Raw genomic sequence first — 21917 nt, 5'->3', positions numbered from 1 at the left:
CGCCCTTTCGCAGTCTGGTTTGCAGCCAGATTAGAAGGCGGTCCCGATGGCTTCACGGCGAAAACGCAACGCCCTGCCGGAATCGCGGGAGATTCGGGCAGGGCGCCTAATTTTTCATCGCCACTTTCGTCGACGGTCTCACCTCAGAGATCGAAACTCTGCCCCACGGTGGGCATCTCGATCTCCGGCACATCCAGCGTCTCGGCAAAGGCCTTCATCGCGCGGGCCTCGCCATGGACGAGGAACACACGTTCCGGCGTGCCGGTCTGCCCCAGCCAGTGCCGAAGATCGTCGGCATCGGCATGGGCGGAAAATCCGTTGATCGTATGGATTTGCGCCCGCACAGGGATCATCTCGCCGAAGAGTTTCACCTCTTTCGCCCCGTCGATGATGATCCGCGCCAAAGTGCCCTCGGCGGCGTAGCCCACGAAAATCACGGAACAATCCGCCTGTGACAGGTTATGACGCAGGTGGTGACGCACCCGCCCGCCAGTGCACATGCCCGACCCCGCCATGATCACCGCACCGGAACGGATGCGGTTGAGCGCCATCGAATCCTGCGCCTCACGGGTGAAATGCAGCTCCGGCAGATCGAACGGGTCCTTGCCCGCGCGAAACTGATCGCGCAGCTCCGGGCGCATGACATCCTGATGGCGTTTGAAAATCCGCGTCGCAGAGATCGCCATCGGCGAGTCGAGGAACACCGCCATCGAGCGCCGGATGCGCCCCTTGGTCATACCGTCGCGAAGAAACCAGAGCAATTCCTGCGCCCGTTCCAAAGCAAAGGTCGGGATGATGACATTGCCGCCACGGGCATCCGCCGCATTGACCGCATCGTAGAACTCCTCGACCGAGGCCTCCAGACTGCGGTGATCACGATCGCCGTAAGTGGTCTCCATGATCACCACGTCGACATCGTCCGGCGGCACCGGGTTGTTCAGAAGCGGACGCTCCTGTGGTCCGAGATCGCCCGAGAACAGCACAACCTTGCGCCGCCCGTTCTCCGACAGCTCCAATCGGATTGAGGCGGAGCCAAGGATATGGCCCGCGTCGAAATAGGTCGCCGTGATGCCGGGAAAGAGATGAATCGGCTGGCGATAGGCCGCGTTGCGCCCGAACAGGTCGACCGCATCGAGCGCATCCATCGTGTCATAGAGCGGCTCGTTGTGACCGCCCCGCTCGCCATGACGATGGTGCCGCCGCGCCTCTTCTTCGTGGAGATGCGCGGAATCCATCATCACAAGCCGCGCCAGATCGCGGGTGGCCGATGTGGCGATGATCTCGCCGTCAAAGCCGCGTTTCACCAGCAAGGGCAAACGCCCGCAGTGGTCGAGATGGGCATGGGTCAGCAACACCACGTCGATGTCTTTCGGATTGAATCCGAACTCCGCGGCATTATCGTCATGAAGCTCATGCCCACCCTGAAACATGCCGCAATCGACAAGGATCTTCTTGCCCCCGCATTCGATCAGATGGCACGAGCCCGTCACCTCGCGGGCGGCTCCGTGGAAGGAAATTTTCATTCCGGTCTCCTTTCAGGCGGGGCGACGAGATCGCGCCCGGTGCGCGCATACCAGCGCAGGATGTCGTCCCAGATCTCCTGCGCCTCTTCCGCGAACCAGAACAGATCGCGGTCTTCAGGGTCGATCACGCCTTCCTCCATGAGGAAATCGACATCGAACACCCGGCTCCAATAGTCCCGCCCAACGAGGATCACCGGTACGGGGCGGATTTTCCGGGTCTGGATCAGGGTCAGCGTCTCGAACAGCTCATCGAGCGTGCCATAGCCGCCAGGAAACACCACCAATGCCCGGGCGCGCAGCAGGAAATGCAGCTTGCGCAGGGCGAAATAGCGGAACCGGAAACACAGGCCCGGCGTGATATAGGGATTCGGGAATTGTTCGCGCGGCAGGTTGATATTGAGACCCACGGTGCGCGACCCGGCCTCGCTTGCGCCGCGGTTCGCCGCCTCCATCATCCCCGGCCCGCCGCCCGTGACGACGACAAGACGGTTGCCGTGCGGTCCTTCCTCGGCACCGACGAGACGCCCAAAGTCGCGCGCCACGTCGTAATACCGGCTTTTCGCCGCCACCCGCTCGGCAATCGCGAGTTTCTGTTTCAGCTCCGCATCCCCGGGACAGGCCGCACATTCGCGTCGCAGTTCATCCACCCTCGCTCGCGCCACGTAGGGCTCCGGAATGCGCGTCCCGCCAAAGACCACGATGGAATGGGCAATGCCCTGCTCCTGCAACAGCATTTCCGCCTTCTGATAGTCGAGCATCAGCCGCGCGCCGCGCATCTCGTCTTCGTTGAGGAAATCCACGTCCTCGTCCGCCAGGCGATAGTTCGGACTAGCCATGATGCGGCGGATCAGCTCCGGCGCCTGCACGTCCTCCTGCTCCGATTTCGGCAGGCACTCCGGCAGTTCGATCTCCCGCATGTCCTCCCGCACGGGCAAGGGTTTGCGCGCGCGGATGTCCTCTGTCTTGGCCATCGGCCCTCCTCCTCAGGCCTGCATGAGGCTTGCGGTCGCAAGCTCCACGATCTCGCCTGTAATCTCTTCCTGCCGAAGCCGCCGCGAGGTCTTGATCATCTCTTCCAGCGTCTCCTCGGTGTTTTCCTGCGCCGCGATCATCGCCCGCATCCGGGCCTCGTTCTCCGCCGCGAAGGAGAGCATCACCGCCTCGCTTAACTCGGAAAAAATGTATTCTTCCACAAGGCTTTGCAAGAGTTTCCCCGGCGGCAGGGTGATCTCCGGTGCCACCCGTGTCTTGGGTTCTGGAAAGCGCCCGTAATCGAAGGGCACCAGGGTTTTGATCGCAATCTTCATCTCTTCCGTGCCCCCGGGACAGGCATGGATCAGACTGACGCGCGTGAGCCCCTGTTCGGCAAAGATCGCCTCCGTGATCTTCGTGGCCAGCGTCGCGGTCTGGGCCGCATGCAGGATCATCGGCGCGGACCAAGCGACGCTCAGCCCCCGGTCCTCCGCCACCGACAGGCCACGATCCCCGATCAGGAACAACTCCGCCTCCTCCGAAAGCGCCCCTTTCGCCACGTCGAACACCCGCTCGGAATAGGTCCCGGCAAACCCCTGCTCGGCAGCGAACACCAGAACCGCGTTACGGCCCGTCCTGCCCGCACTGCCCCCGGCATCGGGCGGCGGCAGAAGCGTCAACGCCTGTCCGATCGCCGCGCCGATGGTGGCGGCATAGGTTCGGATGCTGTCAAGATGCTGATGCGCGTCCTGCACCCGCGAGGCCGCGATCCCGCGCATCGCCGTGATCACCGACGACAGCTTGTGAACCGTCTCGATCCGCGCGGAAATCTCGGCAAAGCGTTCACTCATGACGGGACCTCGAGTGTCTGCACTAACGCCTTGACCGCCGCCACCAGAGGGCCACGCACCTCCTCGTCGAGCTTGCCACTTTGCATCACCGCCGTGACCTGTTCCGGCGCTGTCCGGTCGAGCCAACCGGGAAGCTGCGACTTGAACACCGGGATTGCCTCCGGTGCAATCTCGTCCAAGGCGCCATCGGCCAGGGAGGCCAGCAAGGCCACCTGATCGGCCAACCGCAAGCCGCTGTAGCGCGGTTGGGTGAGAAGGCCGCGGATGCGTTCCCCGCGCGCGATCTGTGCCTTGACCCGCGCATTGGAAATCCCGCCGAACCGGGTGAACATTTCGAGTTCCAGAAACTGCGCATAATCGAGCCGAACCCGGCCCGATACCGCCCGAAGTGCAGGTTTCTGCGCCTTGCCGCCGACCCGGCTGACCGACAACCCGACATCGACGGCGGGACGTTGGTTGGCGGAGAACAGATGGGTGTTCAGAACGATCTGACCGTCGGTGATCGAGATCAGGTTGGTCGGAATATAGGCCGACAAGTTGCCCGCATCGGTCTGGGCGATGGGAAGCGCCGTGATCGACCCGCCGCCAAGCTCGGGCGACAGTTTCGCCGCCCGTTCCAGAAGCCGGGCGTGGAGGTAGAAGATGTCCCCGGGATAGGCCTCCCGCCCCGGCGGTTCGCGGGTGAGCAAAGCCAGTTCGCGGTGTGTCGCGGCATGCAGCGTCAGATCGTCGATCACGATCAAAACGTCCTCCCCCTTGTCGCGGAAATATTCCGCCATGGTCATGCCCGCAAACGGCGCCATCCATTGCAGACCCGCCGGGGCAGAGGACGTGCCGACCATGAAGATACACCGCTCCGGCGCGCCATGTTCGCGCACTGCGGAGACGACCCGCTCGACCGCCGTGGCGCGCTGACCGACGGCGACGTAGATGCAGATTACATCGGTGTTCTTCTGGTTCACGATAGCATCAACGGCGAGCGCGGTCTTGCCCGTCGCGTGATCGCCGACGATCAGCTCACGTTGACCCCGGCCCAGCGCAAACAGGCTGTCGACCACCAGAACGCCGGTTTCCAGCGGCTCGGAGACCAGATCGCGCTCGATGATCTCCGGCGCAGGGCGTTCGACCGGCAGGGTTTCCGTGGTCTGCGGCGCGGGGCGACCGTCCATCGGGCGCCCCAATGGGTCGATGACACGCCCCAAAAGCGCCTCTCCCACCGGCACACGCAGCACATCGCCGGTGTCGGACACCCGTTCACCCACCGCCACCAAGGCGGTATCGTCGAGCAGGACAGCCGCGATTTCGTCACGATCGAGACTATGCGCAAAGGCATAGCCGCCGTTCTCGAACCGCAAGAGAGCGCCCAACGCGACATCCGGCAGGCCGGTGACCTGCGCAATGCCGTCGGCGACACGAGCGACCCAGCCGACGGGCTCGGCCTCCGGCGCCAGAGCGGTCTGCGCCAGTCTCACACGTTTCTCGTCGAGCCAGTTCTCCGGGGTCTCAGTCATGCTTGCGCACCTCCGCCGTGATACGATCCAGATCGGCGCGGAAATGGTTGCGCACGATGGCCGTGGCCGTGTCGAGTTCGAGACCGGCAATCAGTTCGGGAGCCTCCGTCACTTCGATCTCGACCGCGCGCCCAAGGGTCGTGTCAAGCCCAGCGCGCAGTTGGGCGATCTCTGCCTCCGTCGGCATCTGCGCCGCCCGAAGCGGCACCGGACCGTGCAACCCGATCCCTGCCCGCGTGCTCTCCGGCAATTGCGCCACGGCCTCCACAAGCCCGTCGATGAACCCCGCCACGCGCGCCTCTTTCGGCAGACGCGCCAAAAGCCGGTCGGCAATGTCACCGGCCAGCACCCCGGCCTGTTCCGACAGCGCCTCTTGCTGTGCCCTGCCTTGGCGCGCCAGCTCGTCTTTCGCCTGCCCGCGCGCCTTGTCCAGTTCGGCCTGGACCTCTGCCATGAGGCGCTGTTTCTCGGCCTCGGCGTCCTTGCGCACCTCGGCGATTTTCTCCGCACGCTCCCTCAGAACCGCCTGCCTGGCGGCCTCCGCTTCGGCACGGGCGGCTTCTGCGGCGTGTTTCGCCGCCTCGGCCTCATCCAGCGCCGCATGCGCGGCAGCCTGACGCTCCGCGATGATCTTCGCCACGGGACGGAACAGGAACCGCGCCAGAATCCACAAAAGGATCAGGACGTTGACGGTCTGAAGACCTAAGGTCCACCAGTCGATGGTCATAAAATGCCCCTCAGACGAAGGGGTTGGCGAACAGCACCAGAAGCGCGATCACCAGCGCGTAGATGGCCATGGTCTCGATCATCGCGAGACCGACGAACAGTGTTCGGCTGAGCGTCCCTGCGGCTTCGGGCTGACGGGCGATGGCGTCCATCGCGGCGGCCACCGCGCGGCCTTCGCCCAAAGCGGGACCGATAGAGCCGAGACCGACGGCAATGGCCGCGGCCAGAACCGAGGCGACTTCGATGAGATTTTCGGTCATTGGGATATGTCCTCCTTTGACTGGGGGGATGGAGTCTCGGCGACGGCCGCGCCGATGAAGACCGTGGCGAGAATGGCGAAGATATAGGCCTGCACCGTGCCAGTGAGCAGATCGAGCGCCATGAGCGGGATCGGCACAAACAGACCGGCAAGAGAAAGCACGATGCTGATCACGAAGACCCCACTCATGACATTGCCGAAAAGGCGCACGATGAGGGAAAAGGTGCGGGTGATCTGTTCGACGATGTTGAGCGGGATCATCACCCAGGTGGGCTCTGCGAAGGTGGCGAGATAGCCCCTGACCCCGCGCGACCCGATGCCGAACCTGAGAATGGCGACGAAAACGATGAGCGCCAGTGCGGCGTCGGTTTCGATATGCGCCGTGGGCGGCTCGATCCCCGGAATGAGCGAGGACCAGTTGGCCACAAGAATGAACAGGAATATCGTCCCGATCAACGTGCGATAGGGTTTCGGATCGCCATTCATCACATCGCGCACCTGCCCCTCGATGGTGGTGACGAAAAGCTCCAGAACGGTCTGGGTTTTCGTGGGGACGATCCTGAGATGCCGCGTGGCGACATAGGAAAACACCCCAAGCGCCAGCATGATCGCCCATGTGACCACGACCGGCTGGGTGATGGGCACCGGGCCGATGTGGAAAAGCGGCTCAATGGAAAGCGGGTTGTCCATCATCCCTCCTTCCGGCTGCGGCGCAGGATGACGATGCGGGCAAGGAGCAGCCCCCCCGCCCCGGCCAGCAAGGGCAGCGCGCCTTTCAGCGCAAGGAACACGAGCAGAGCGGCAACCAGAACGAGGCGCCCAAGTTGCAGAATGATCGCGCGCGCCGTGGAGGTGCCCGACAGATACATCGCCGTCACGCGTCTGAGCGAGGCGAAATGCAGAAGACCAACGGCAAAGCCGAGAAGCAGGCCGAGAAGGATATAGGTTTGCTCGGTCATTGGCTGTGCATCCATTTCCATGCGCTGTAAAACCCGATGCCTGCACCGATAAAGATCGCGGGCGCGGTAAAGAAAATCCCCGTCTCGAAATGCCGATCCGCAAGGCGTCCCAAAACGATACCGATCAGGATCGGCGTCACGATGGCCCAGCCGAGAATGCCGATCTGCCCCAAACGGGCGCCGAGCGAGGGTTCCGGCACGGCGCGGCCCATTTTCTCGCGTGCGACGGCGCGGCGGGCGGCCTGTTCGACATCGTCATGCGGGGGGCGGGGGGCGGTCATGTCTCGCCCCCTGTCGGTGTCACGGAAGGCGGATGGTCGAGCACACCGGGCCGGTCGGGGCGCAGGAAGCGCATCATCTGGCGCACGGCATTGGCATGAAGCCGCATCTGTTCGACACGCGCCTGACGATCCGCCTCCGTCTCTCCTTGCTTGAAATGCCGAACCTCCTGCTCGAGCACCTCCAGCGCCTCTCCTGGGATCGCCTTGCGGCAGGCAATATCGACCCGGTCTCCACCGGAAACGGTCAAAAGACCGGGGCCGACGGCACAGAACCCCGCCTGTCCTTCGGCGGTTTTCCAGCGCAGCACGGAGGCGGTCAGAACGGTCAGGACATCGCTGTGACCGGGCAGAATGCCGAAACTGCCACTTGCGTCCTCGGCCCGCAGAGAACGCACCGGCAGATGATCGACCAGCACCTCCATCGGGGTCGTGATCGTCAGTTCGAGCGTCATGCGGCACTCTGCCCCTTGCGGGCAGCCTCCTCTTTTTCGCGCGCCTCTTCGATGGTGCCGATCATGTAAAGCGACGCCTCGTCCCACTCGTCCGCCTCGCCGTCGAGAATGGCACGACATCCGGCGATGGTGTCCTTGAGATCGACGGAACGCCCCTTCATGCCGGTGAAGGCCTCGGTGACGGAAAACGGCTGGGTCAGGAAACGTTGCAACCGTCTGGCACGCTCGACGATGCGGCGATCTTCGCGGCCCAGCTCCTCCATGCCCAAAAGCGAGATCACATCCTGCAATTCGCGGTAATGTTCGATGGCGCGACGCACATCCGTCGCCACCGCAACATGGTCCTCGCCCAGCAAAAGCGGATCGAGCAACACGGACGAAGAGGCAATCGGATCGACCGCCGGGTACATGCCATCGGCGGCCATCGCGCGCGACAACACCACCATGGAATCCACATGCCCCGCGATGGTCGTCACCGCTGGGTCGGTGAAATCGTCGGCGGGCACATAGACGGCCTCGACAGCGGTCACGGCGGCACTGCCCACGGAGGCGATCCGCTCCTGCAACTGCGCCACTTCGGTCGCGAGCGTCGGTTGATAGCCCACACGCGACGGCAGACGCCCCAAAAGCCCCGAGACCTCGGAGCCCGCCTGCACAAAGCGGAACACATTGTCCATCAACAGGAGCACATTCTTTTGCTCCTCATCCCGGAAATGCTCGGCAATGGTCAGCGCCGTCAAAGGCACCCGCCAGCGCGCGCCGGGCGGTTCGTTCATCTGTCCATAGACGAGGACAGTCCGATCCAGAACTCCGGTCTGGGTCATTTCCAGCAACATCTCATGGCCTTCGCGCGACCGCTCGCCAATGCCGGAGAACACCGAAATCCCGTTGTAGCCCGCAACCATGGCGCGGATCAGTTCCATGACCAAAACGGTCTTGCCGACGCCCGCCCCCCCGAACATCGCAGCCTTGCCGCCCTGCGCCAGAGGGGTCAGAAGGTCGATAACCTTGATGCCCGTCCGGAAAATCTCCGCCGCACCGGCCTCGGCGCGAAACGGCGGAGGATTTCTGTGAATGGGTTTGCGAGGCGCATTGTCGGGCAGCGGCTCTTTCTTGTCCCCGGCCTTGCCCGTGACATCGAGCAGACGCCCAAGCACGGCCTCCCCCACAGGCACCTCGATCGGCCCTCCGAGCGCCAGAGCGTCCGCCCCCCGCCGCAAGCCGTTGGTCGATTGCAGCGCGATACAGCGCACGGTTTCATCGTCGAGCTGCGATTGAACTTCGAGGATCAAGGCCGGATCGTCGATACGCAGGGCGTCGTTGAGGGCAGGCAGCGCCGCCTTCGGAAAAGCGACATCCACAACCGCCCCGCGGACAGCCACCACAGTCCCTGTCACAGTCTGGCCTGTTTCGCCCAGTTCACCGGTCATCGCGCGACCTCCAAAGCCCGAGTCTTTGGTAACTATATGGGGAGGTTTCAGAATTTCACACTGTTTCCTCCGCGTCCGACCTGCGCAAAAATGGAGCAACTGAGGTAAAATACTCGTGAATTGACGCACGTCATACCTCGAAAACCGGAACTCTGCTATGGTCCCACCCGAAAAGACGGGAGGAAGATCATGACCTATTCTGATGTGAAATCGACCAGCGACACGCTCATATGGCTTGAACATCTCAAACGCGGCGATGTCGCCAAGGTTGGGGGCAAAAACTCATCTTTGGGCGAAATGCTGCACTCCCTGAGCGCGGCGGACATTCGTGTGCCACCGGGGTTTGCCACCACCGCAGAGGCCTATCGCATGTTCCTCGGGGCCAATAATTTCGGTGACAAGCTTGAGCAAGAGCTTGGCAAACTGGCCGATGGGCGGTCGACCCTGGCCGAAGCCGGGAGTGCGATCCGGGCGATCATCCGCTCCGGGTCTTGGCCGAAACAGATCGAGACTGACATTCGCGAGGCCTATCGTGAGTTGGGGCGTCGTGTCGGGCGCGAGAACCCGTCGGTCGCGGTGCGGTCCTCTGCGACCGCCGAAGACCTTCCGGACGCGAGTTTCGCCGGGCAACAGGAAACCTTCCTGAACGTTGTCGGTGAAGAGGCGCTTCTGTCGGCCTGTCGACGGTGTTACGCCTCGCTGTTCACCGACCGCGCGATCACCTATCGCGAACTCAAGGGGTTCGACCATCTCGATGTCGCGCTCTCCGTCGGCGTGCAACTCATGGTGCGCTCTGACATCGGCGGCTCGGGCGTGATGTTCTCGCTCGACACCGAAAGCGGCTTCGACAAGGTCGCGCTCATCACCGCCGCTTGGGGGCTTGGCGAGAATGTGGTGCAAGGGGCCGTGAGCCCGGACGAATATCAGGTCTACAAACCCTTCCTCGACAAGAAAGGCACCACGCCGATCATCCACAAGGCGCTCGGAGCGAAAGAGATCAAGATGATCTACGGCACAGGAAAGGACAGCGGCAAGAATGCCGCCACGCGCAATGTGCCAACCTCGCTTGCGGAGCGGGAAAGCTTTGTGCTGAACGACGCTGAAATCCTCGAACTCGCGCGCATGGCGACGACCATCGAGGCACATTACGGATGTCCGATGGACATGGAATGGGCGCGTGACGGCGAGGACGGCACACTCTACATTGTGCAGGCGCGTCCCGAAACCGTACAGTCGCATGCCAAGGCCGGGGCGATGAAATCCTACAAGGTCGGCGATCATGGCAAGGTACTCGCCAAAGGTCTCAGCGTCGGGGAGGCGGTTGCCACCGGCGAGGTCTGCATCATCAAGAGTGCCGAACATATCGACCGTTTCGTCGACGGATCGGTGCTTGTGACCTCGACGACCGACCCCGACTGGGTGCCGATCATGAAACGCGCGTCCGCCATTGTGACGGACCATGGCGGACGGACCTCGCATGCCGCGATCATCAGCCGCGAACTGGGGGTTCCGGCCATTGTCGGCACGGGCGATGCGACCCGTGTGCTGCACGACGGTCAAAGCATCACCGTTTCCTGCGCCGAGGGCGAGGACGGGGTGATTTACGAGGGCAAAGCCGAGGTCTCCGTCAGTGAGATTCATCTCGACGACGTGCCCGAAACGAAAACCCGCGTCATGCTCAACCTCGCCAACCCGGCCGCCGCAATGCGGTGGTGGCGGCTGCCTGCGGAGGGCGTGGGTCTCGCACGGATGGAATTCGTCATCAACAACGAGGTGAAGGTCCACCCGCTCGCGCTCACCCGCTACGACCAGCTCCCGACCAAAGAGGTCAAGGCGCAGATCGACGCGCTGACCTGCGGCTATGCCGACCGGACGGAATATTTCGTCGACAAGCTCGCCATGGGCCTCTCGCGGATTGCCGCCGTCTATTATCCGACGCCGACCATCATCCGCATGAGCGATTTCAAGACCAACGAATATGCCGACCTTCTGGGCGGCGCGACGTTCGAGCCCAAGGAAAGCAACCCGATGATCGGGTTCCGGGGCGCATCGCGGTATTATTCGGACGCCTACAAGGACGGTTTCGCGCTTGAATGCAAAGCGATCAAAAAACTTCGCGAAGACATGGGGTTCGATAATGTGATCGTGATGATCCCGTTCTGCCGCACCCTCGACGAGGCCGACAAGGTGCTTGCCGTCATGGAAGAAAACGGGCTGAAACGCGGCGAAAACGGGCTTCAGGTCTATGTGATGTGCGAAATCCCCTCGAACGTCATCAGCGCCGATGCCTTTGCCGACCGGTTCGACGGCTTCTCCATCGGATCGAACGACCTGACGCAGCTCACCCTCGGCATCGACCGCGATTCGGAGGCGCTCGCAGATCAGTTCGACGAACGCGATCCTGCGGTGCTCTGGATGATCCGCACGGTGATCGAGAAAGCCCATGCCAAAGGGCGCAAGGTCGGTCTCTGCGGTCAGGCGCCGAGCAACGATCCGGGCTTTGCGCGGCTTTTGGTCGAGGCGGGGATCGACACGATTTCCGTCACACCGGACAGCTTCCTGTCGGTGAAAGCCAATGTGAAAGCGGCGGAAGACACCGGGAGTTGAAACCGGCTTTGACCACGACAAAGGGTACCGAAACCGGTGCCCTTTTCATGTGCAATGAAGGCCGGATCGGGCTGGTGCTGCACGCCCCCCCCCCAAAGAAACACCAGACGGGCGGTGCCTGACATCGCCCGTCAGCGTCCCGTCAATGCGCGACCATCACATGACGCACGACCGAATAGTCTTCGAGCGCGTAAGACGACATATCCTTGCCATAGCCCGATTGCTTCATGCCCCCGTGCGGCATTTCGTTGGCGAGCATGAAATGGGTATTCACCCAGGTGCAACCGTACTGAAGCTTGGCCGCGACCTGCATGCCCTTGGAGACATCCTTGGTCCAGACCGAGGAGGCGAGGCCGTAATCGCTGTCATTCGCCCATTTGATCGCCTCTTCCGGCTCGTCAAACCGGGTGACGGACACCACTGGACCAAACACCTCGCGCCGCACAATCTCGTCGGTTTGGAGCGCACCAGCGACCACGGTCGGTTTGTAGTAATAGCCCGGACCCTCGGGAATCTCGCCGCCGGTGGTGATCTCGATATGATTGGCCTCGCGCGCACGCGCCACGAAACTCGCCACCCGGTCGCGTTGCCGCAAGGAAATCAGCGGGCCGATCTCGTTGAGGCTGTCGTCCTCGTTGCCAAAGGGAATGTCGGCGACCGTGTCGGTCAGATCGGCGACGAATTTGTCGTAAACCTCGCCTTGAACATAAATGCGGCAGGCGGCAGTACAGTCCTGACCCGCATTGTAGAAGCTGAACGCACGAAGCCCCGCCACCGTAGCCTCAAGATCGGCATCGTTGAACACGATGACCGGCGCTTTGCCGCCCAGTTCGAGATGGGTGCGTTTGATCGTCTTGTTCGCGGCTTCCAAAATCTTGCGCCCTGTCGCGATGTCGCCAGTGAGCGAAATCATGGCCACTTTCGGGTGGTTGATCAGAGCGGAACCGACCGTCTCACCACGTCCGAGAATGATATTCACCACACCTTCCGGCAGGACCTCGGCAAAGATTTTCGCCATGGCAAGGGCTGTCAACGGGGTCTGCTCGGAGGGTTTGAACACCACCGTGTTGCCCGCCCCGATGGCGGGCGCGATTTTCCATGCCATCATCATCAGCGGATAGTTCCACGGCGCGATGGAGGCGACGATCCCGATGGGGTCACGGCGGATCATCGAGGTATGGCCCGCAAGATATTCGCCAGCCACAGGCCCGGTCATGCAGCGCACAGCACCTGCGAAAAACCGGAAACAGTCGATGATCGCGGGCAACTCGTCGCCCAGCGCCATAGGACCGGGTTTGCCGCAGTTGAGCGCTTCGAGCGCGGCGAGGTTTTCCGCCTCCGCCTCGATCTTATCGGCGATCTTCAACAGATAGCCGGAGCGCTCGGCGGGCGTGGTGCGGGACCAGCCTTCAAAGGCCTTCTCGGCCGCCGAAACCGCCTCTTCGACCTGCGCCAGCGAGGCCTCCGGCAGGGTCGTGATGATCTCTCCCGTGCGCGGATTGAGGATGTTTTCCTCGGTCTCGGTGCCGGAAACGAGTTTCGCGCCGATCAGCATTTGCGTGCTCATGAGGGTCGTCATGGGGGTGTCTCCCTGTTCTTATTTCTCGGAACCGGCGGTGTGTTCGCCGTCTTTGGTCAGATAATAGGCCGCAAGGATCGGAAGGACCGTCACGATCACGACCGCCATGGCGACCACATTGGTCACAGGGCGTTGGCGCGGGCGGACGAGCTCTTCGAGCATCCAGATCGGCAAGGTGGTCTGGTTGCCGGCGGTGAATGTGGTGACGATGACCTCATCGAAACTGAGGGCAAAGGCCAGCATCCCCCCCGCCAGCAAAGCGGTTGCGATATTGGGCAGGATCACGAGGCGGAAGGTCTGCAAGCCATCCGCCCCCAAATCCATAGAGGCGTCGATCAGCGCGCCGGAGGTCCGCCGGAACCGGGCCACCGCGTTGTTGTAGACGATCACGATACAAAAGGTCGCGTGCCCCAAAACGATGGTCCAAGTGCTGAACGGAATGTCCAGAAGCGAAAACGCGGACCGCAGTGAAATCCCGGTGATGATCCCCGGCAAAGCGATGGGGAGGATCACCAGAAGCGAAATGGTTTCGCGTCCGAAGAATTTGGACCGGGCCACAGCGGCAGCAGTCAGCGTGCCGAGGAGAAGCGCCAGAACGGTCGAGATCGCGGCAACTTTGACGGAAAGTCCCATGGCCTGCCACACATCCGCGCGCCCCAAGGTGACGCCGATCCATTTGGTGGTGAAACCGGGCGGCGGCCATTGAAAGCTCTTTTCTTCGGTCGAAAACGCATAGAGGAAGATGAGCGCGATGGGAGCGAGGAGAAAGAACAAGCCTCCGAAGGCGGCAATTTTCAGGCCCAGAGGTGAACGGGTGTCAGAGTGCATCGAAAGCCCCCATTTTGCGCGCGCCCCAGAGATAAATCCCCATGATCACGATCGGCACCACGGTGAAAGCGGCGGCGAGCGGGATGTTCCCGGCGGTGCCCTGTTGGGTATAGACCGCCTGCCCGATGAAGAGGCGCGAGTTGCCGACGATCTGCGGCACGATGTAATCGCCGAGCGTCAGGGAAAAGGTGAAGATGGAACCCGCCACAACACCCGGAAGTGCGAGCGGAAACAGCACCATGCGAAAGCTTTGCTTGGGCGTCGCGCCCAGATCGGCGGCGGCTTCGGTCAGGTCTTTGGACACACGTTCCAGAGAGGCCTGCACCGGGATGATCATATAGGGCAGCCAGATGTAGAGAAACACGAGGAAGGTGCCGATATAGCTCACGGACAGGGAATTGCCGCCAATCACCGGGATCGACAGGACCCCGTCCAAAAGCCAGGTCAGATGCAGCTTGGCAAAGACCCAGTTCAGAATGCCCTCCTTCGCGAGCACAAGTTTCCAAGCGTAGACCTTCACGAGATAGCTTGACCACAGGGGCAGCATCACGCCGATATAGAACAGCGCCTTCCATTTCCCCTTGGCGTAACGCGCCGCGAAATAGGCGATGGGAAAGGCGACAATCGCGGCGGCTACAGTAACGGCCGCGGCCATGCCAACCGTGCGCAGGATGATGTCGAGGTTATAGGGCCGCAAAAGCTCGCCATAGGTCTTGAGCGTGACCTCATGCACGATGATGCCGGAGAACTCGTCGATGGAGAAGAAACTCTGGATCAGAAGCGCGATCAGAGCCCCGATATAGACGATGCCCAACCAAAGCGTGATCGGCAGCACCATGAGGAAGGTGAACATCCGCGGGTGACGGATGATCCAGTCGACCGTGCGCGCCAGCGGGCCGGAACGCGGGGCAAAAATGGCCGCATTTGAGGAGAGATCGCTCATGCGCCCTGCCCCATCACATGCACGCGGGCCGGGTCCCAGGAAATCTTTGTCGTCTCACCGATCTCGGGCGCATCCTCCCGGGCCGGGATCAGGGCGGTGAGGCTCTGGCCCGCCAGATCCAGCGAGAGCTTCGTGACACGCCCGTGGAAATAACGCCCCGTCACCGTGGCTTCACGCCCGGAGGCATCAAGCACAACATCTTCAGGACGCAGAGAGGCCCATTGCCCCGACGCGCCCGCCCCCACCAGATCAGCGGGAAGCACATTCGACGAGCCGACGAAATCCGCCACGAAGCGGGTGTTGGGACGGCGATAGATGTCCTCGGAGGTGCCGACCTGCTGGATTTTACCCTCGGCAAACACCGCGACACGATCGGCCATCGACAGGGCCTCGTCCTGATCGTGGGTGACGAACACGAAGGTCAACCCCAAAGCGCGCTGCAATTTCCGCAGCTCTTCCTGCATCTGTTCGCGCAGCTTGAGATCGAGCGCGCCCAGAGGTTCGTCGAGCAAAACGACGCGCGGTTTGTTGACCAGCGCACGGGCCAGAGCCACGCGTTGACGCTGCCCGCCCGAAAGCTCGCCTGCACGACGATTGCCATAGCCGCCCAGCTCGACAAGCTCCAAAGCCTCTTCCGCGGCACGGTGACGTTCGGCGCGGCCGACGCCCTTGACCCGAAGCCCGAAGGCCACGTTGTCGCGCACATTCATATGCGGGAAGAGCGCGTAGTTCTGGAACACAGTGTTCACATTGCGCAGGTAAGGCGGCACACCCTCGGCGCGTTCGCCGAAAATCTCGATATGGCCCGCGGTCGGCTGTTCGAAGCCAGCGATCAGGCGCAGGCAGGTGGTCTTGCCGGAGCCCGACGGCCCGAGCATGGCAAAAAACTCGCCATCGCGGATCGAGAGATCCACCTCATCCACGGCTTTCACAATTCCGAAATGGCGCGACACGCCCCGGAAGGTTACTGCATCAGTCATCTTTGGTCTTTCAGGGAGGGCGCCCGGACCGCTCCTGGGTCCGGGCGGTTTTAAGATCAGCGGCCGCCGATCACACCGATGTAGTCGGAGACCCAGCGGTAATAAGGCACACAGCTACCCTGGCTTTCACAGCTCGACACAGGAGTTTGCCAGAAGCGGATCTTGTCGAAATCGTCGAGGCCGTTCTCGGAACAGCCCTCGGCGGTCTGCATGCCCGAACCGTCGGCACAGGCCTCCGGCACGGACGGTACGGCGCCGAACCAGACGGAAAGGTCGGATTGCAGGTTGGAGTTCAGGGAGTGCTCCATGAACATATAGGCACAGTTCGGATGCGCCGCCTCGCTATGCAGCATGAGCGTATCGGCCCAGCCCGTCGCGCCCTCTTCCGGGATCACGGAGGCGACCGCCACACCGTCAGCCTTCAAGAGATTGACCATGAAGGGCCAGGACGACGAAGCAACCATACCTTCGTTCTTGAAGTCATCAATCTGGATGAAGGCGTCATGCCAGTAGCGCGACACCAGTGTGCGCTGGGTGCGGAGAAGATCGAGTGCTGCGGCGTATTGATCTTCATTGAGTTCATAGGGGCTGGTGATGCCCAGCTCCGGCTGATGCGCCATCAGGTACATCGCGGCGTCGGCCACATAGATCGGCCCGTCATAGGCCTGCACCCGGCCCTTGTTGCTTTCGCCATCGGCAAGAGTCATCTCTTCGAACACCACGCTCCAGCTCGTCGGCGCTTCGGGGAAGGCTTCGGTGTTGTACATCAACACATTCGGCCCCCACATGAAGGGTGTGCCGTAATGCGTGCCTTTGACGGTGTGCCAGGGCGCATCTTTCAGGCGGTCATCGACCCGCGCCCAGCTCGGGATCAGATCAGTGTTGATCGACTGAACCCGCCCGCCCGCGATGAGGCGCAGCGAGGCGTCGCCGGAGGCGGTCACAAGGTCGAACCCGCCTTCGTTCATCAGTGCGACCATCTCGTCGGAGGTGTTCGCGGTCTTGATCTCGACCTTACAGCTGGTGGCCTCTTCGAATTTGGTCACCCAGTCAAAGGCCGGATCGGTTTCACCGCGCTCGATATAGCCCGGCCAGGCGACGATGGAGACGGCGCCTTCGCCCGTTCCAAGCTCGGTCATCATATCGGCGGCCTGGAGCGGAACGGCGGTGGCCGCGGTGAGCGCGAGGCCCGACACGCAGGCCTTGAAAATCTGTGTCATCATGGCTTTCCCTGTTGCGATGGGAGGTTGCTCTCCCTTGCGCACAAGCCTGTGAAACTCTTATCGGTTTCACAAATTCAATTCTCAGGTTTTGGGTATCGGAAATTTTGATACCGTAATTTTACTTTGTGTTTTTATGGGTTTGTGCCGCCAGAATAAATTCGCGCGTCACCCGCGTGAGGGGCGCCCCCTTGCGCCAGACGATTCCAACCTGCACAACAGGTAGGCTTCCCGAGACATCTCTGGACACAATGCGGTCCCCTTCGAGAGACCAGCGGCGATACACCATCTCCGGCAAAAGCGCGATTCCCGCCCCCGTCGCGACCAGCGACCGCACCGCCTCCACCGACCGGGTGCGAAACGCCACGCGCGGACGCGCCCCGAAAGCCGACAGGAGTTTGCGCGTCGCCTCCTCGATCTCGTCGATCCTGAGCATGATCATCGGCTCATCCGTCAGGTCCTCAATCGACACTGATGGACGAGTCGTCAACTCATGCCCGTTCGGCAGCCAGAGCTGATAGGGCGAGGTGTCGATGATCTCGGTCTGAAGCGCCATGCGGTCGCGCATATTGGTGGTCACCATCACCGCCACATCCAACTCGCCACCGACCAAAAGGTGCTCAAGATAGTCGCCCGTATCCTCCAGCGCCGTCACCTCCACCTGCGGGTTGGCGCGGCGAAATCGCGCGAGAATATCCGACAGGACATAGCCCGCCACGAGCGAAGTTACCCCGACATGAAGCGTCCCCGTCAGGTCTTCACTCTCCTGCGTCAGGGCGTGGCGCGCATCCGACACGCCCGCCAGAATCCCGGTCGCGTGACGCAGGAACTGATGCCCCTTGTGGGTGATGTCGAGACCGCGCGGATGGCGAGTGAAGAGCGGCACACCGAGATCCGCCTCCAGCTCCCGGATCGCCTCCGTGACGGCGGATTGCGAAATTGCGAGCGCCTGGGCCGCACCCGACACGGTGCCGCTCTCGGCGACCGCGATGAAATAGCGAAGCTGTTTGAGTGTGAAGGCCATGCGATGTCCTTAACGCGCGCCGGACCGCCCTGTCTATTGCCTTGGCGGAAAGCAAACGGTCGCGAAGGGATCTCTCCCGTCGCGACCGCCCATCATATCCGTGAAACCAGCGGAATGAGGCTTATGCCTCCGGAACCGCCGGTTTTTCGGCGGCTGTCGGCGCGGGCGTCACAGGCGCTGGCACGTCGAGCACATCCGCCACCATCTGGCCCATGCCCTTTTCCATGTTCAAGCCGACCTGCTTGCCGATCGCATCGAGCGCCGGAAGCTGGAACGCCATCTTGCGCATCTCGTCGAAGGCCTGATTGACCAGCCCGTCGCCCCCGGATTTCGGCGCCTCGACACCCGAGACCCCGCCACCGGTCAGGCCGTCGACCTTGTGAATGGTGATACCGCCGATTTTCTCCGCCGGTTTCACCATTTCGGCGACGATCTGCGGCATGGCTTCAAGCCGCGCCTTGGCGAGACGGAAGTCGATGATCGCCGCCGACAAGCCGTTTTCCGCCTCGGCCAGCGCCCGCGTCCCTTCGGCCTCGGCGAGTTTCTGGGCGCGCATCCCGTCGGCCTGGGCAAGCTGTTCGGCCTTTTCGGCCTCGGCGCGGATCGTCACCTTGTCGGCTTCCGCCTGCGCCAGTTCGCGCATCGCCGCCGCCCGGTCGTCCGCCGCTTCGCGTTCGGCCTTCGCCGCCACCCGGATCGAGGTCGCGTTTCTCTCGGCCTCTTCCTCTGCGGCAAGGATGGTCAGGCGTTTCTGACGCTCCCCTTCCGCCACGCGACGCTCCGTTTCGATGGATTCGGTCGCCTTGATCGCATCGGCCTTCGCCAGATCGGCGCGCGCGCGGGCCTGGCTTTCGGCCTCGGATTTCTCGGCCACCGCGATCTGACGCTCCTGTTCGGCGATCTCAATCGCCTTGCGGCGCTCCTGCTCGGCGATCTCGATGGATTTCTCGCGCGCAATCCGGGCCTGTTCGGCGGCTGTCGCGGCTTCTTCATGCTTGCGGGCTTTCTCGGCAGCTTCTCGCGCGCCGAGTTCTTCCATTTTCACACGCTGGGCAACGCGGGCCTCTTCCTGCTCACGCTCGACCTCGTAGCGTTTGACCTCCGCTTCCTGACGCGAGCGTGCCACGGCAACCTCAGCCTCCGCCTCAATGGCCGCACGCTGTTTGCGGCTGTCGGCGATACGCTCCGCCTGGTTCTTCAAACCTTCGGCGTTGAACACGTTGTTCTCATCAAGCCCATCGAGCGGAGTCTGATCGAGCGCGGTCAGCGACACGGATTCGAGTTCGAGACCGTTCTTGCGCAGGTCTTCGGTGACCGTCTGCTGCACCTGCTGGACAAAATTCGCCCGATTCTCGTGCAGATCGTCGAGATCCATCTTGGCCGCCACGGCACGCAGACCATCGACCAGCTTGCCCTCGACCATCTCGCGCAGCGCGCGTTCGTCGAACGTCCGGTCGCCCAGCGTCTGGGCGGCGCGCGCGATGCCCTCTTCGGTCGCCTGCACCGTGACGTAGAATTCCACGCCGACATCGACCCGCATACGGTCCTTGGTGATCAGAGCGGAATTGCCGTCGCGGCGCACCTCAAGCCGGGTGGTCCGCATGTTGATACGGGTGACCTCATGCAACACCGGCACCACCAGAGTGCCGCCGTCGATGATCACCTTGCGCCCGCCCGTACCGGTTTTCACAAGGCTGACCTCGCGGGTGGAGCGTTTGTACATGCGCGCGAAGGCCAGCGCCACGACGAGGAACGCGACGATGATGAGCAGGAAGGGCATGGCAACGCCAAGAATGAGATTCATCTGGAATATCCTGTTTCAAGAGTGTGGTGGGTCATAAGTCTGAGGATGTGTCACCCGAGCTGAACGAGGCGCAACTCTCCACCGCGCGGTCGCAGGACGAGCACTTCCGCCCCTTGCGGGATTTCGTCCCTGTCGGAGAGCGGCTCCAGCATGGCGTAATGAGTGTTGCCGTAACCGTCGGTAATCCGCACCTGCGCCGGACTGCCGCGCCGGGCGGTCCCGACGATGACGGTGCCGCGTCGGCGCCCGAGGCTGCGCTCGGAAATCGCGGCGGTTTCATCGCGCGGGATCAGACGTGCCAGTGCGCCGGAGAGGGTCCGGGTGAGCCCAAGCGCGGGGATGAGCGCCAGCGGCACGGCGGCGAGGCGCGGCAACATCTGACCGAATACGGCCATCATCCCGGATTGCAGCGCAAGCCCCGTCCCCGCGAAGAGCGCGAGGAAAATCGCCAGCCAGATGGTCAGGGGTTGCTTGCGCAGTCCGAGAAAATCGGGAAGCCCACCGGAAGACGGGACCGAGGCGCCCTCACCGGACACTTCGGGAAGCTCTGCCTCAGCCAGTCCGATCTCGATCTCGGCGGCCAGATCGACCGGCACCTCCAGTTCGGCCGCCAACTCCGGCGCACTCATCCCGGCAAGGTCCACATCGAGATCCGGCATCTCGCCCAATTCCGCCGCGGGCGCCCCGCTCGACAGGCCGGTTGTCAGCAACAGAAGTTCGAGGACCAGAAGAAACAGGACAAGCCCGGCAGCGATCAGAAAGGGGAAAATCTCGGGTTCGAGAAAAGACATATGAAACAGCACCATCCTAGCGTCGGCCCAGCGCAATGGGAGCCTGACGGTCTGCGTTGAAGTTATGGTCTCGGCAGGCCGCAATCAAGCTGCGATCGACCGTGCTTCGGAACCCGGCCGCCGTGCCGCGCGTTGTGATGCAAAATGGAGACCATAATATGACGCGAAGCGCGCGAGGGCATTGGGCCTTGATCATCTTGACGCTCATTGCCGTGATCGCGGCACTTGATCTGTCGCAAGCCCTGCTTGCGCCCTTCGTCCTAGCTTTTGTCTGTGCCGTGGTGCTCTCGCCGGTCTCCGCCTTCTGGAAACGTCTCGGTGTGCCGCCGGCGATGGGCGCGCTGATGAGTTTTGCCTCCGTGCTGGCACTGATCGCGGCCCTGTTCTTTCTGGCCGAACCGGTGGTCGAACAGGCCTATGCGCAAATCCCGAGTATCAAATACGAGTTGAGAGAGGGCCTCAGCCACCTGCGCCAGGTGTTTCGCGGGATCAGCGACGTGACCAAGGAGGTGCAGGACACGATCGCGCCCGACACCTCCGGCTCGGACGGGGCACAATCCGTGGCCCTGCCCTCACTCGGAGATGCGCTCTTTGCCGCCCCCTCGCTGATCGCCCAGATTCTGCTCTTTGCCGGTGCGCTGTTCTTCATCCTTCTGTCGCGGGACGAGGTTTACGCGGGGCTTGCAAAACTGCATCCCGAAGGACCGTCGCTCGATTGTCTGCACGATGCGGACGCGCGGGTATCGCGCTATTTCCTGACCATCACGTTGATCAACACCTGTTTCGGAGCGATCGTCGCCGGGGCCTTTGCGGCCATGGGCCTTCCGGGCGCACTGCTCTGGGGTGTCGTTGCAGCACTGATGAATTTCATCCTCTATATCGGCCCGGCGATGGTCGCCGTATCGCTGCTGATCGCGGGCATCATGGCCTTTGACGGAGCCGCATCATTGCTGCCGCCGCTGACATTCGTCGCGCTGAACACCCTCGAAGGGCAATTCGTTACGCCGACACTTGTCGGACGACATATGCAGGTCAATCCGCTCCTGGTGTTTCTGTCGCTGTGCTTCTGGCTCTGGCTCTGGGGGCCGGTCGGCGGGTTTATCGCCATTCCGCTTCTGGTCTGGGGATTGGCGGTGTTCCGGGGGCTTGGACCCGAAACACCGTACACGTCCTGAGG

21 protein-coding genes are annotated in these 21917 nt (G+C 62.5%); 2 read left to right on the top strand and 19 right to left on the bottom strand.

The features are described 5' to 3' along the window. Positions 1-143 precede the first annotated feature (143 nt). The 11 genes from NH195_RS13165 to atpD are packed head-to-tail and all read right to left on the bottom strand — an operon-like array spanning position 144 to position 8964. Positions 144-1523, bottom strand: coding sequence for an MBL fold metallo-hydrolase RNA specificity domain-containing protein (locus NH195_RS13165; RefSeq protein ID WP_066707669.1), 1380 nt, complete (start codon positions 1521-1523; stop codon positions 144-146). Beyond that, positions 1520-2494, bottom strand: a complete 975-nt coding sequence (locus tag NH195_RS13160; RefSeq protein WP_066707666.1) for an LOG family protein — start codon at positions 2492-2494, stop codon at positions 1520-1522. The genes NH195_RS13165 and NH195_RS13160 overlap by 4 nt, the downstream gene beginning before the upstream one ends. Before the next feature lie 12 nt (positions 2495-2506). Next, positions 2507-3346, bottom strand: a complete 840-nt coding sequence (locus tag NH195_RS13155) for a F0F1 ATP synthase subunit gamma (RefSeq protein WP_066707663.1) — start codon at positions 3344-3346, stop codon at positions 2507-2509. Further along, positions 3343-4857: a F0F1 ATP synthase subunit alpha gene (locus NH195_RS13150; RefSeq protein WP_066707662.1), complete on the bottom strand. Its 1515-nt coding sequence runs from the start codon at positions 4855-4857 to the stop codon at positions 3343-3345. The genes NH195_RS13155 and NH195_RS13150 overlap by 4 nt, the downstream gene beginning before the upstream one ends. Next, entirely contained in the window at positions 4850-5584 is a 735-nt protein-coding gene (locus NH195_RS13145) for a F0F1 ATP synthase subunit B family protein (protein ID WP_066707660.1), read from the bottom strand. Before NH195_RS13145 ends, NH195_RS13150 begins: the two co-directional genes overlap by 8 nt. A 10-nt stretch (positions 5585-5594) precedes the next feature. After that, positions 5595-5843: a F0F1 ATP synthase subunit C gene (locus NH195_RS13140; RefSeq protein WP_066707659.1), complete on the bottom strand. Its 249-nt coding sequence runs from the start codon at positions 5841-5843 to the stop codon at positions 5595-5597. Next, positions 5840-6535, bottom strand: coding sequence for a F0F1 ATP synthase subunit A (locus NH195_RS13135; protein WP_202906506.1), 696 nt, complete (start codon positions 6533-6535; stop codon positions 5840-5842). The genes NH195_RS13140 and NH195_RS13135 overlap by 4 nt, the downstream gene beginning before the upstream one ends. After that, on the bottom strand, positions 6532-6801 hold the full coding sequence (locus NH195_RS13130; protein ID WP_066707657.1) for an N-ATPase subunit AtpR: 270 nt from the start codon (positions 6799-6801) through the stop codon (positions 6532-6534). The genes NH195_RS13135 and NH195_RS13130 overlap by 4 nt, the downstream gene beginning before the upstream one ends. Beyond that, complete coding sequence (locus NH195_RS13125) at positions 6798-7082, bottom strand: AtpZ/AtpI family protein (RefSeq protein ID WP_066707656.1); 285 nt, start codon at positions 7080-7082, stop codon at positions 6798-6800. Before NH195_RS13125 ends, NH195_RS13130 begins: the two co-directional genes overlap by 4 nt. After that, complete coding sequence (locus tag NH195_RS13120; RefSeq protein WP_066707654.1) at positions 7079-7534, bottom strand: F0F1 ATP synthase subunit epsilon; 456 nt, start codon at positions 7532-7534, stop codon at positions 7079-7081. The genes NH195_RS13125 and NH195_RS13120 overlap by 4 nt, the downstream gene beginning before the upstream one ends. Next, positions 7531-8964 carry a F0F1 ATP synthase subunit beta gene (gene atpD / locus NH195_RS13115; protein ID WP_066707652.1) on the bottom strand — a complete coding sequence of 478 codons (1434 nt, stop codon included), beginning with the start codon at positions 8962-8964 and terminating at the stop codon, positions 7531-7533. The genes NH195_RS13120 and atpD overlap by 4 nt, the downstream gene beginning before the upstream one ends. 189 nt (positions 8965-9153) lie before the next feature. On the opposite strand from atpD, the gene ppsA reads away from it, so the two are divergent. Next, positions 9154-11571, top strand: coding sequence for a phosphoenolpyruvate synthase (gene ppsA / locus NH195_RS13110; protein ID WP_066707649.1), 2418 nt, complete (start codon positions 9154-9156; stop codon positions 11569-11571). 142 nt (positions 11572-11713) lie between these two features. Here ppsA and NH195_RS13105 read toward each other — a convergent pair whose 3' ends face one another. The 8 genes from NH195_RS13105 to NH195_RS13070 form a co-directional block, all read right to left on the bottom strand. Then, on the bottom strand, positions 11714-13138 hold the full coding sequence (locus tag NH195_RS13105) for a gamma-aminobutyraldehyde dehydrogenase (protein WP_066708037.1): 1425 nt from the start codon (positions 13136-13138) through the stop codon (positions 11714-11716). Between the two features lie 30 nt (positions 13139-13168). Further along, entirely contained in the window at positions 13169-13978 is an 810-nt protein-coding gene (locus NH195_RS13100; RefSeq protein WP_066707647.1) for an ABC transporter permease, read from the bottom strand. Continuing rightward, positions 13968-14921 (bottom strand): ABC transporter permease, encoded by a 954-nt coding sequence (locus NH195_RS13095; protein WP_066707644.1) that lies wholly within the window; start codon positions 14919-14921, stop codon positions 13968-13970. Before NH195_RS13095 ends, NH195_RS13100 begins: the two co-directional genes overlap by 11 nt. Beyond that, positions 14918-15901 carry an ABC transporter ATP-binding protein gene (locus tag NH195_RS13090; protein ID WP_066707641.1) on the bottom strand — a complete coding sequence of 328 codons (984 nt, stop codon included), beginning with the start codon at positions 15899-15901 and terminating at the stop codon, positions 14918-14920. Before NH195_RS13090 ends, NH195_RS13095 begins: the two co-directional genes overlap by 4 nt. 56 nt (positions 15902-15957) lie before the next feature. Beyond that, positions 15958-17124 (bottom strand): ABC transporter substrate-binding protein, encoded by a 1167-nt coding sequence (locus tag NH195_RS13085; protein WP_238379756.1) that lies wholly within the window; start codon positions 17122-17124, stop codon positions 15958-15960. 118 nt (positions 17125-17242) lie between these two features. Continuing rightward, entirely contained in the window at positions 17243-18145 is a 903-nt protein-coding gene (locus NH195_RS13080) for a LysR family transcriptional regulator (protein WP_066707638.1), read from the bottom strand. Between the two features lie 121 nt (positions 18146-18266). After that, entirely contained in the window at positions 18267-19949 is a 1683-nt protein-coding gene (locus tag NH195_RS13075; protein ID WP_066707635.1) for a flotillin family protein, read from the bottom strand. A 50-nt stretch (positions 19950-19999) separates the two neighbouring features. Further along, the gene (locus tag NH195_RS13070; protein WP_162265875.1) at positions 20000-20740 is read right to left on the bottom strand and encodes an OB-fold-containig protein; all 741 of its coding nucleotides are present in this window, start codon (positions 20738-20740) and stop codon (positions 20000-20002) included. A 188-nt stretch (positions 20741-20928) separates the two neighbouring features. Here NH195_RS13070 and NH195_RS13065 point away from each other — a divergent pair, with 188 nt between their 5' ends. Then, positions 20929-21915 (top strand): AI-2E family transporter, encoded by a 987-nt coding sequence (locus tag NH195_RS13065; RefSeq protein WP_157779867.1) that lies wholly within the window; start codon positions 20929-20931, stop codon positions 21913-21915. The last annotated feature ends 2 nt before the right edge of the window (positions 21916-21917 follow it).

It is taken from the genome of Celeribacter ethanolicus (genome assembly GCF_001550095.1).
Taxonomy (GTDB): domain Bacteria; phylum Pseudomonadota; class Alphaproteobacteria; order Rhodobacterales; family Rhodobacteraceae; genus Celeribacter; species Celeribacter ethanolicus.
This window is presented reverse-complemented; position numbering and strand designations above follow the sequence as displayed.

Excerpts from the sequence above, each read along its gene's own strand:
- ppsA (WP_066707649.1), top strand. The coding sequence starts at position 9,154 with ATGACCTATTCTGATGTGAAATCGACCAGCGACACGCTCATATGGCTT.
- NH195_RS13100 (WP_066707647.1), bottom strand. The coding sequence starts at position 13,978 with ATGCACTCTGACACCCGTTCACCTCTGGGCCTGAAAATTGCCGCCTTC.
- NH195_RS13145 (WP_066707660.1), bottom strand. The coding sequence starts at position 5,584 with ATGACCATCGACTGGTGGACCTTAGGTCTTCAGACCGTCAACGTCCTG.
- NH195_RS13150 (WP_066707662.1), bottom strand. The coding sequence starts at position 4,857 with ATGACTGAGACCCCGGAGAACTGGCTCGACGAGAAACGTGTGAGACTG.
- NH195_RS13070 (WP_162265875.1), bottom strand. The coding sequence starts at position 20,740 with ATGTCTTTTCTCGAACCCGAGATTTTCCCCTTTCTGATCGCTGCCGGG.
- NH195_RS13160 (WP_066707666.1), bottom strand. The coding sequence starts at position 2,494 with ATGGCCAAGACAGAGGACATCCGCGCGCGCAAACCCTTGCCCGTGCGG.
- atpD (WP_066707652.1), bottom strand. The coding sequence starts at position 8,964 with ATGACCGGTGAACTGGGCGAAACAGGCCAGACTGTGACAGGGACTGTG.
- NH195_RS13095 (WP_066707644.1), bottom strand. The coding sequence starts at position 14,921 with ATGAGCGATCTCTCCTCAAATGCGGCCATTTTTGCCCCGCGTTCCGGC.
- NH195_RS13080 (WP_066707638.1), bottom strand. The coding sequence starts at position 18,145 with ATGGCCTTCACACTCAAACAGCTTCGCTATTTCATCGCGGTCGCCGAG.
- NH195_RS13135 (WP_202906506.1), bottom strand. The coding sequence starts at position 6,535 with ATGATGGACAACCCGCTTTCCATTGAGCCGCTTTTCCACATCGGCCCG.
- NH195_RS13140 (WP_066707659.1), bottom strand. The coding sequence starts at position 5,843 with ATGACCGAAAATCTCATCGAAGTCGCCTCGGTTCTGGCCGCGGCCATT.
- NH195_RS13105 (WP_066708037.1), bottom strand. The coding sequence starts at position 13,138 with ATGAGCACGCAAATGCTGATCGGCGCGAAACTCGTTTCCGGCACCGAG.
- NH195_RS13155 (WP_066707663.1), bottom strand. The coding sequence starts at position 3,346 with ATGAGTGAACGCTTTGCCGAGATTTCCGCGCGGATCGAGACGGTTCAC.
- NH195_RS13120 (WP_066707654.1), bottom strand. The coding sequence starts at position 7,534 with ATGACGCTCGAACTGACGATCACGACCCCGATGGAGGTGCTGGTCGAT.
- NH195_RS13125 (WP_066707656.1), bottom strand. The coding sequence starts at position 7,082 with ATGACCGCCCCCCGCCCCCCGCATGACGATGTCGAACAGGCCGCCCGC.
- NH195_RS13130 (WP_066707657.1), bottom strand. The coding sequence starts at position 6,801 with ATGACCGAGCAAACCTATATCCTTCTCGGCCTGCTTCTCGGCTTTGCC.
- NH195_RS13090 (WP_066707641.1), bottom strand. The coding sequence starts at position 15,901 with ATGACTGATGCAGTAACCTTCCGGGGCGTGTCGCGCCATTTCGGAATT.
- NH195_RS13075 (WP_066707635.1), bottom strand. The coding sequence starts at position 19,949 with ATGAATCTCATTCTTGGCGTTGCCATGCCCTTCCTGCTCATCATCGTC.
- NH195_RS13085 (WP_238379756.1), bottom strand. The coding sequence starts at position 17,124 with ATGATGACACAGATTTTCAAGGCCTGCGTGTCGGGCCTCGCGCTCACC.
- NH195_RS13165 (WP_066707669.1), bottom strand. The coding sequence starts at position 1,523 with ATGAAAATTTCCTTCCACGGAGCCGCCCGCGAGGTGACGGGCTCGTGC.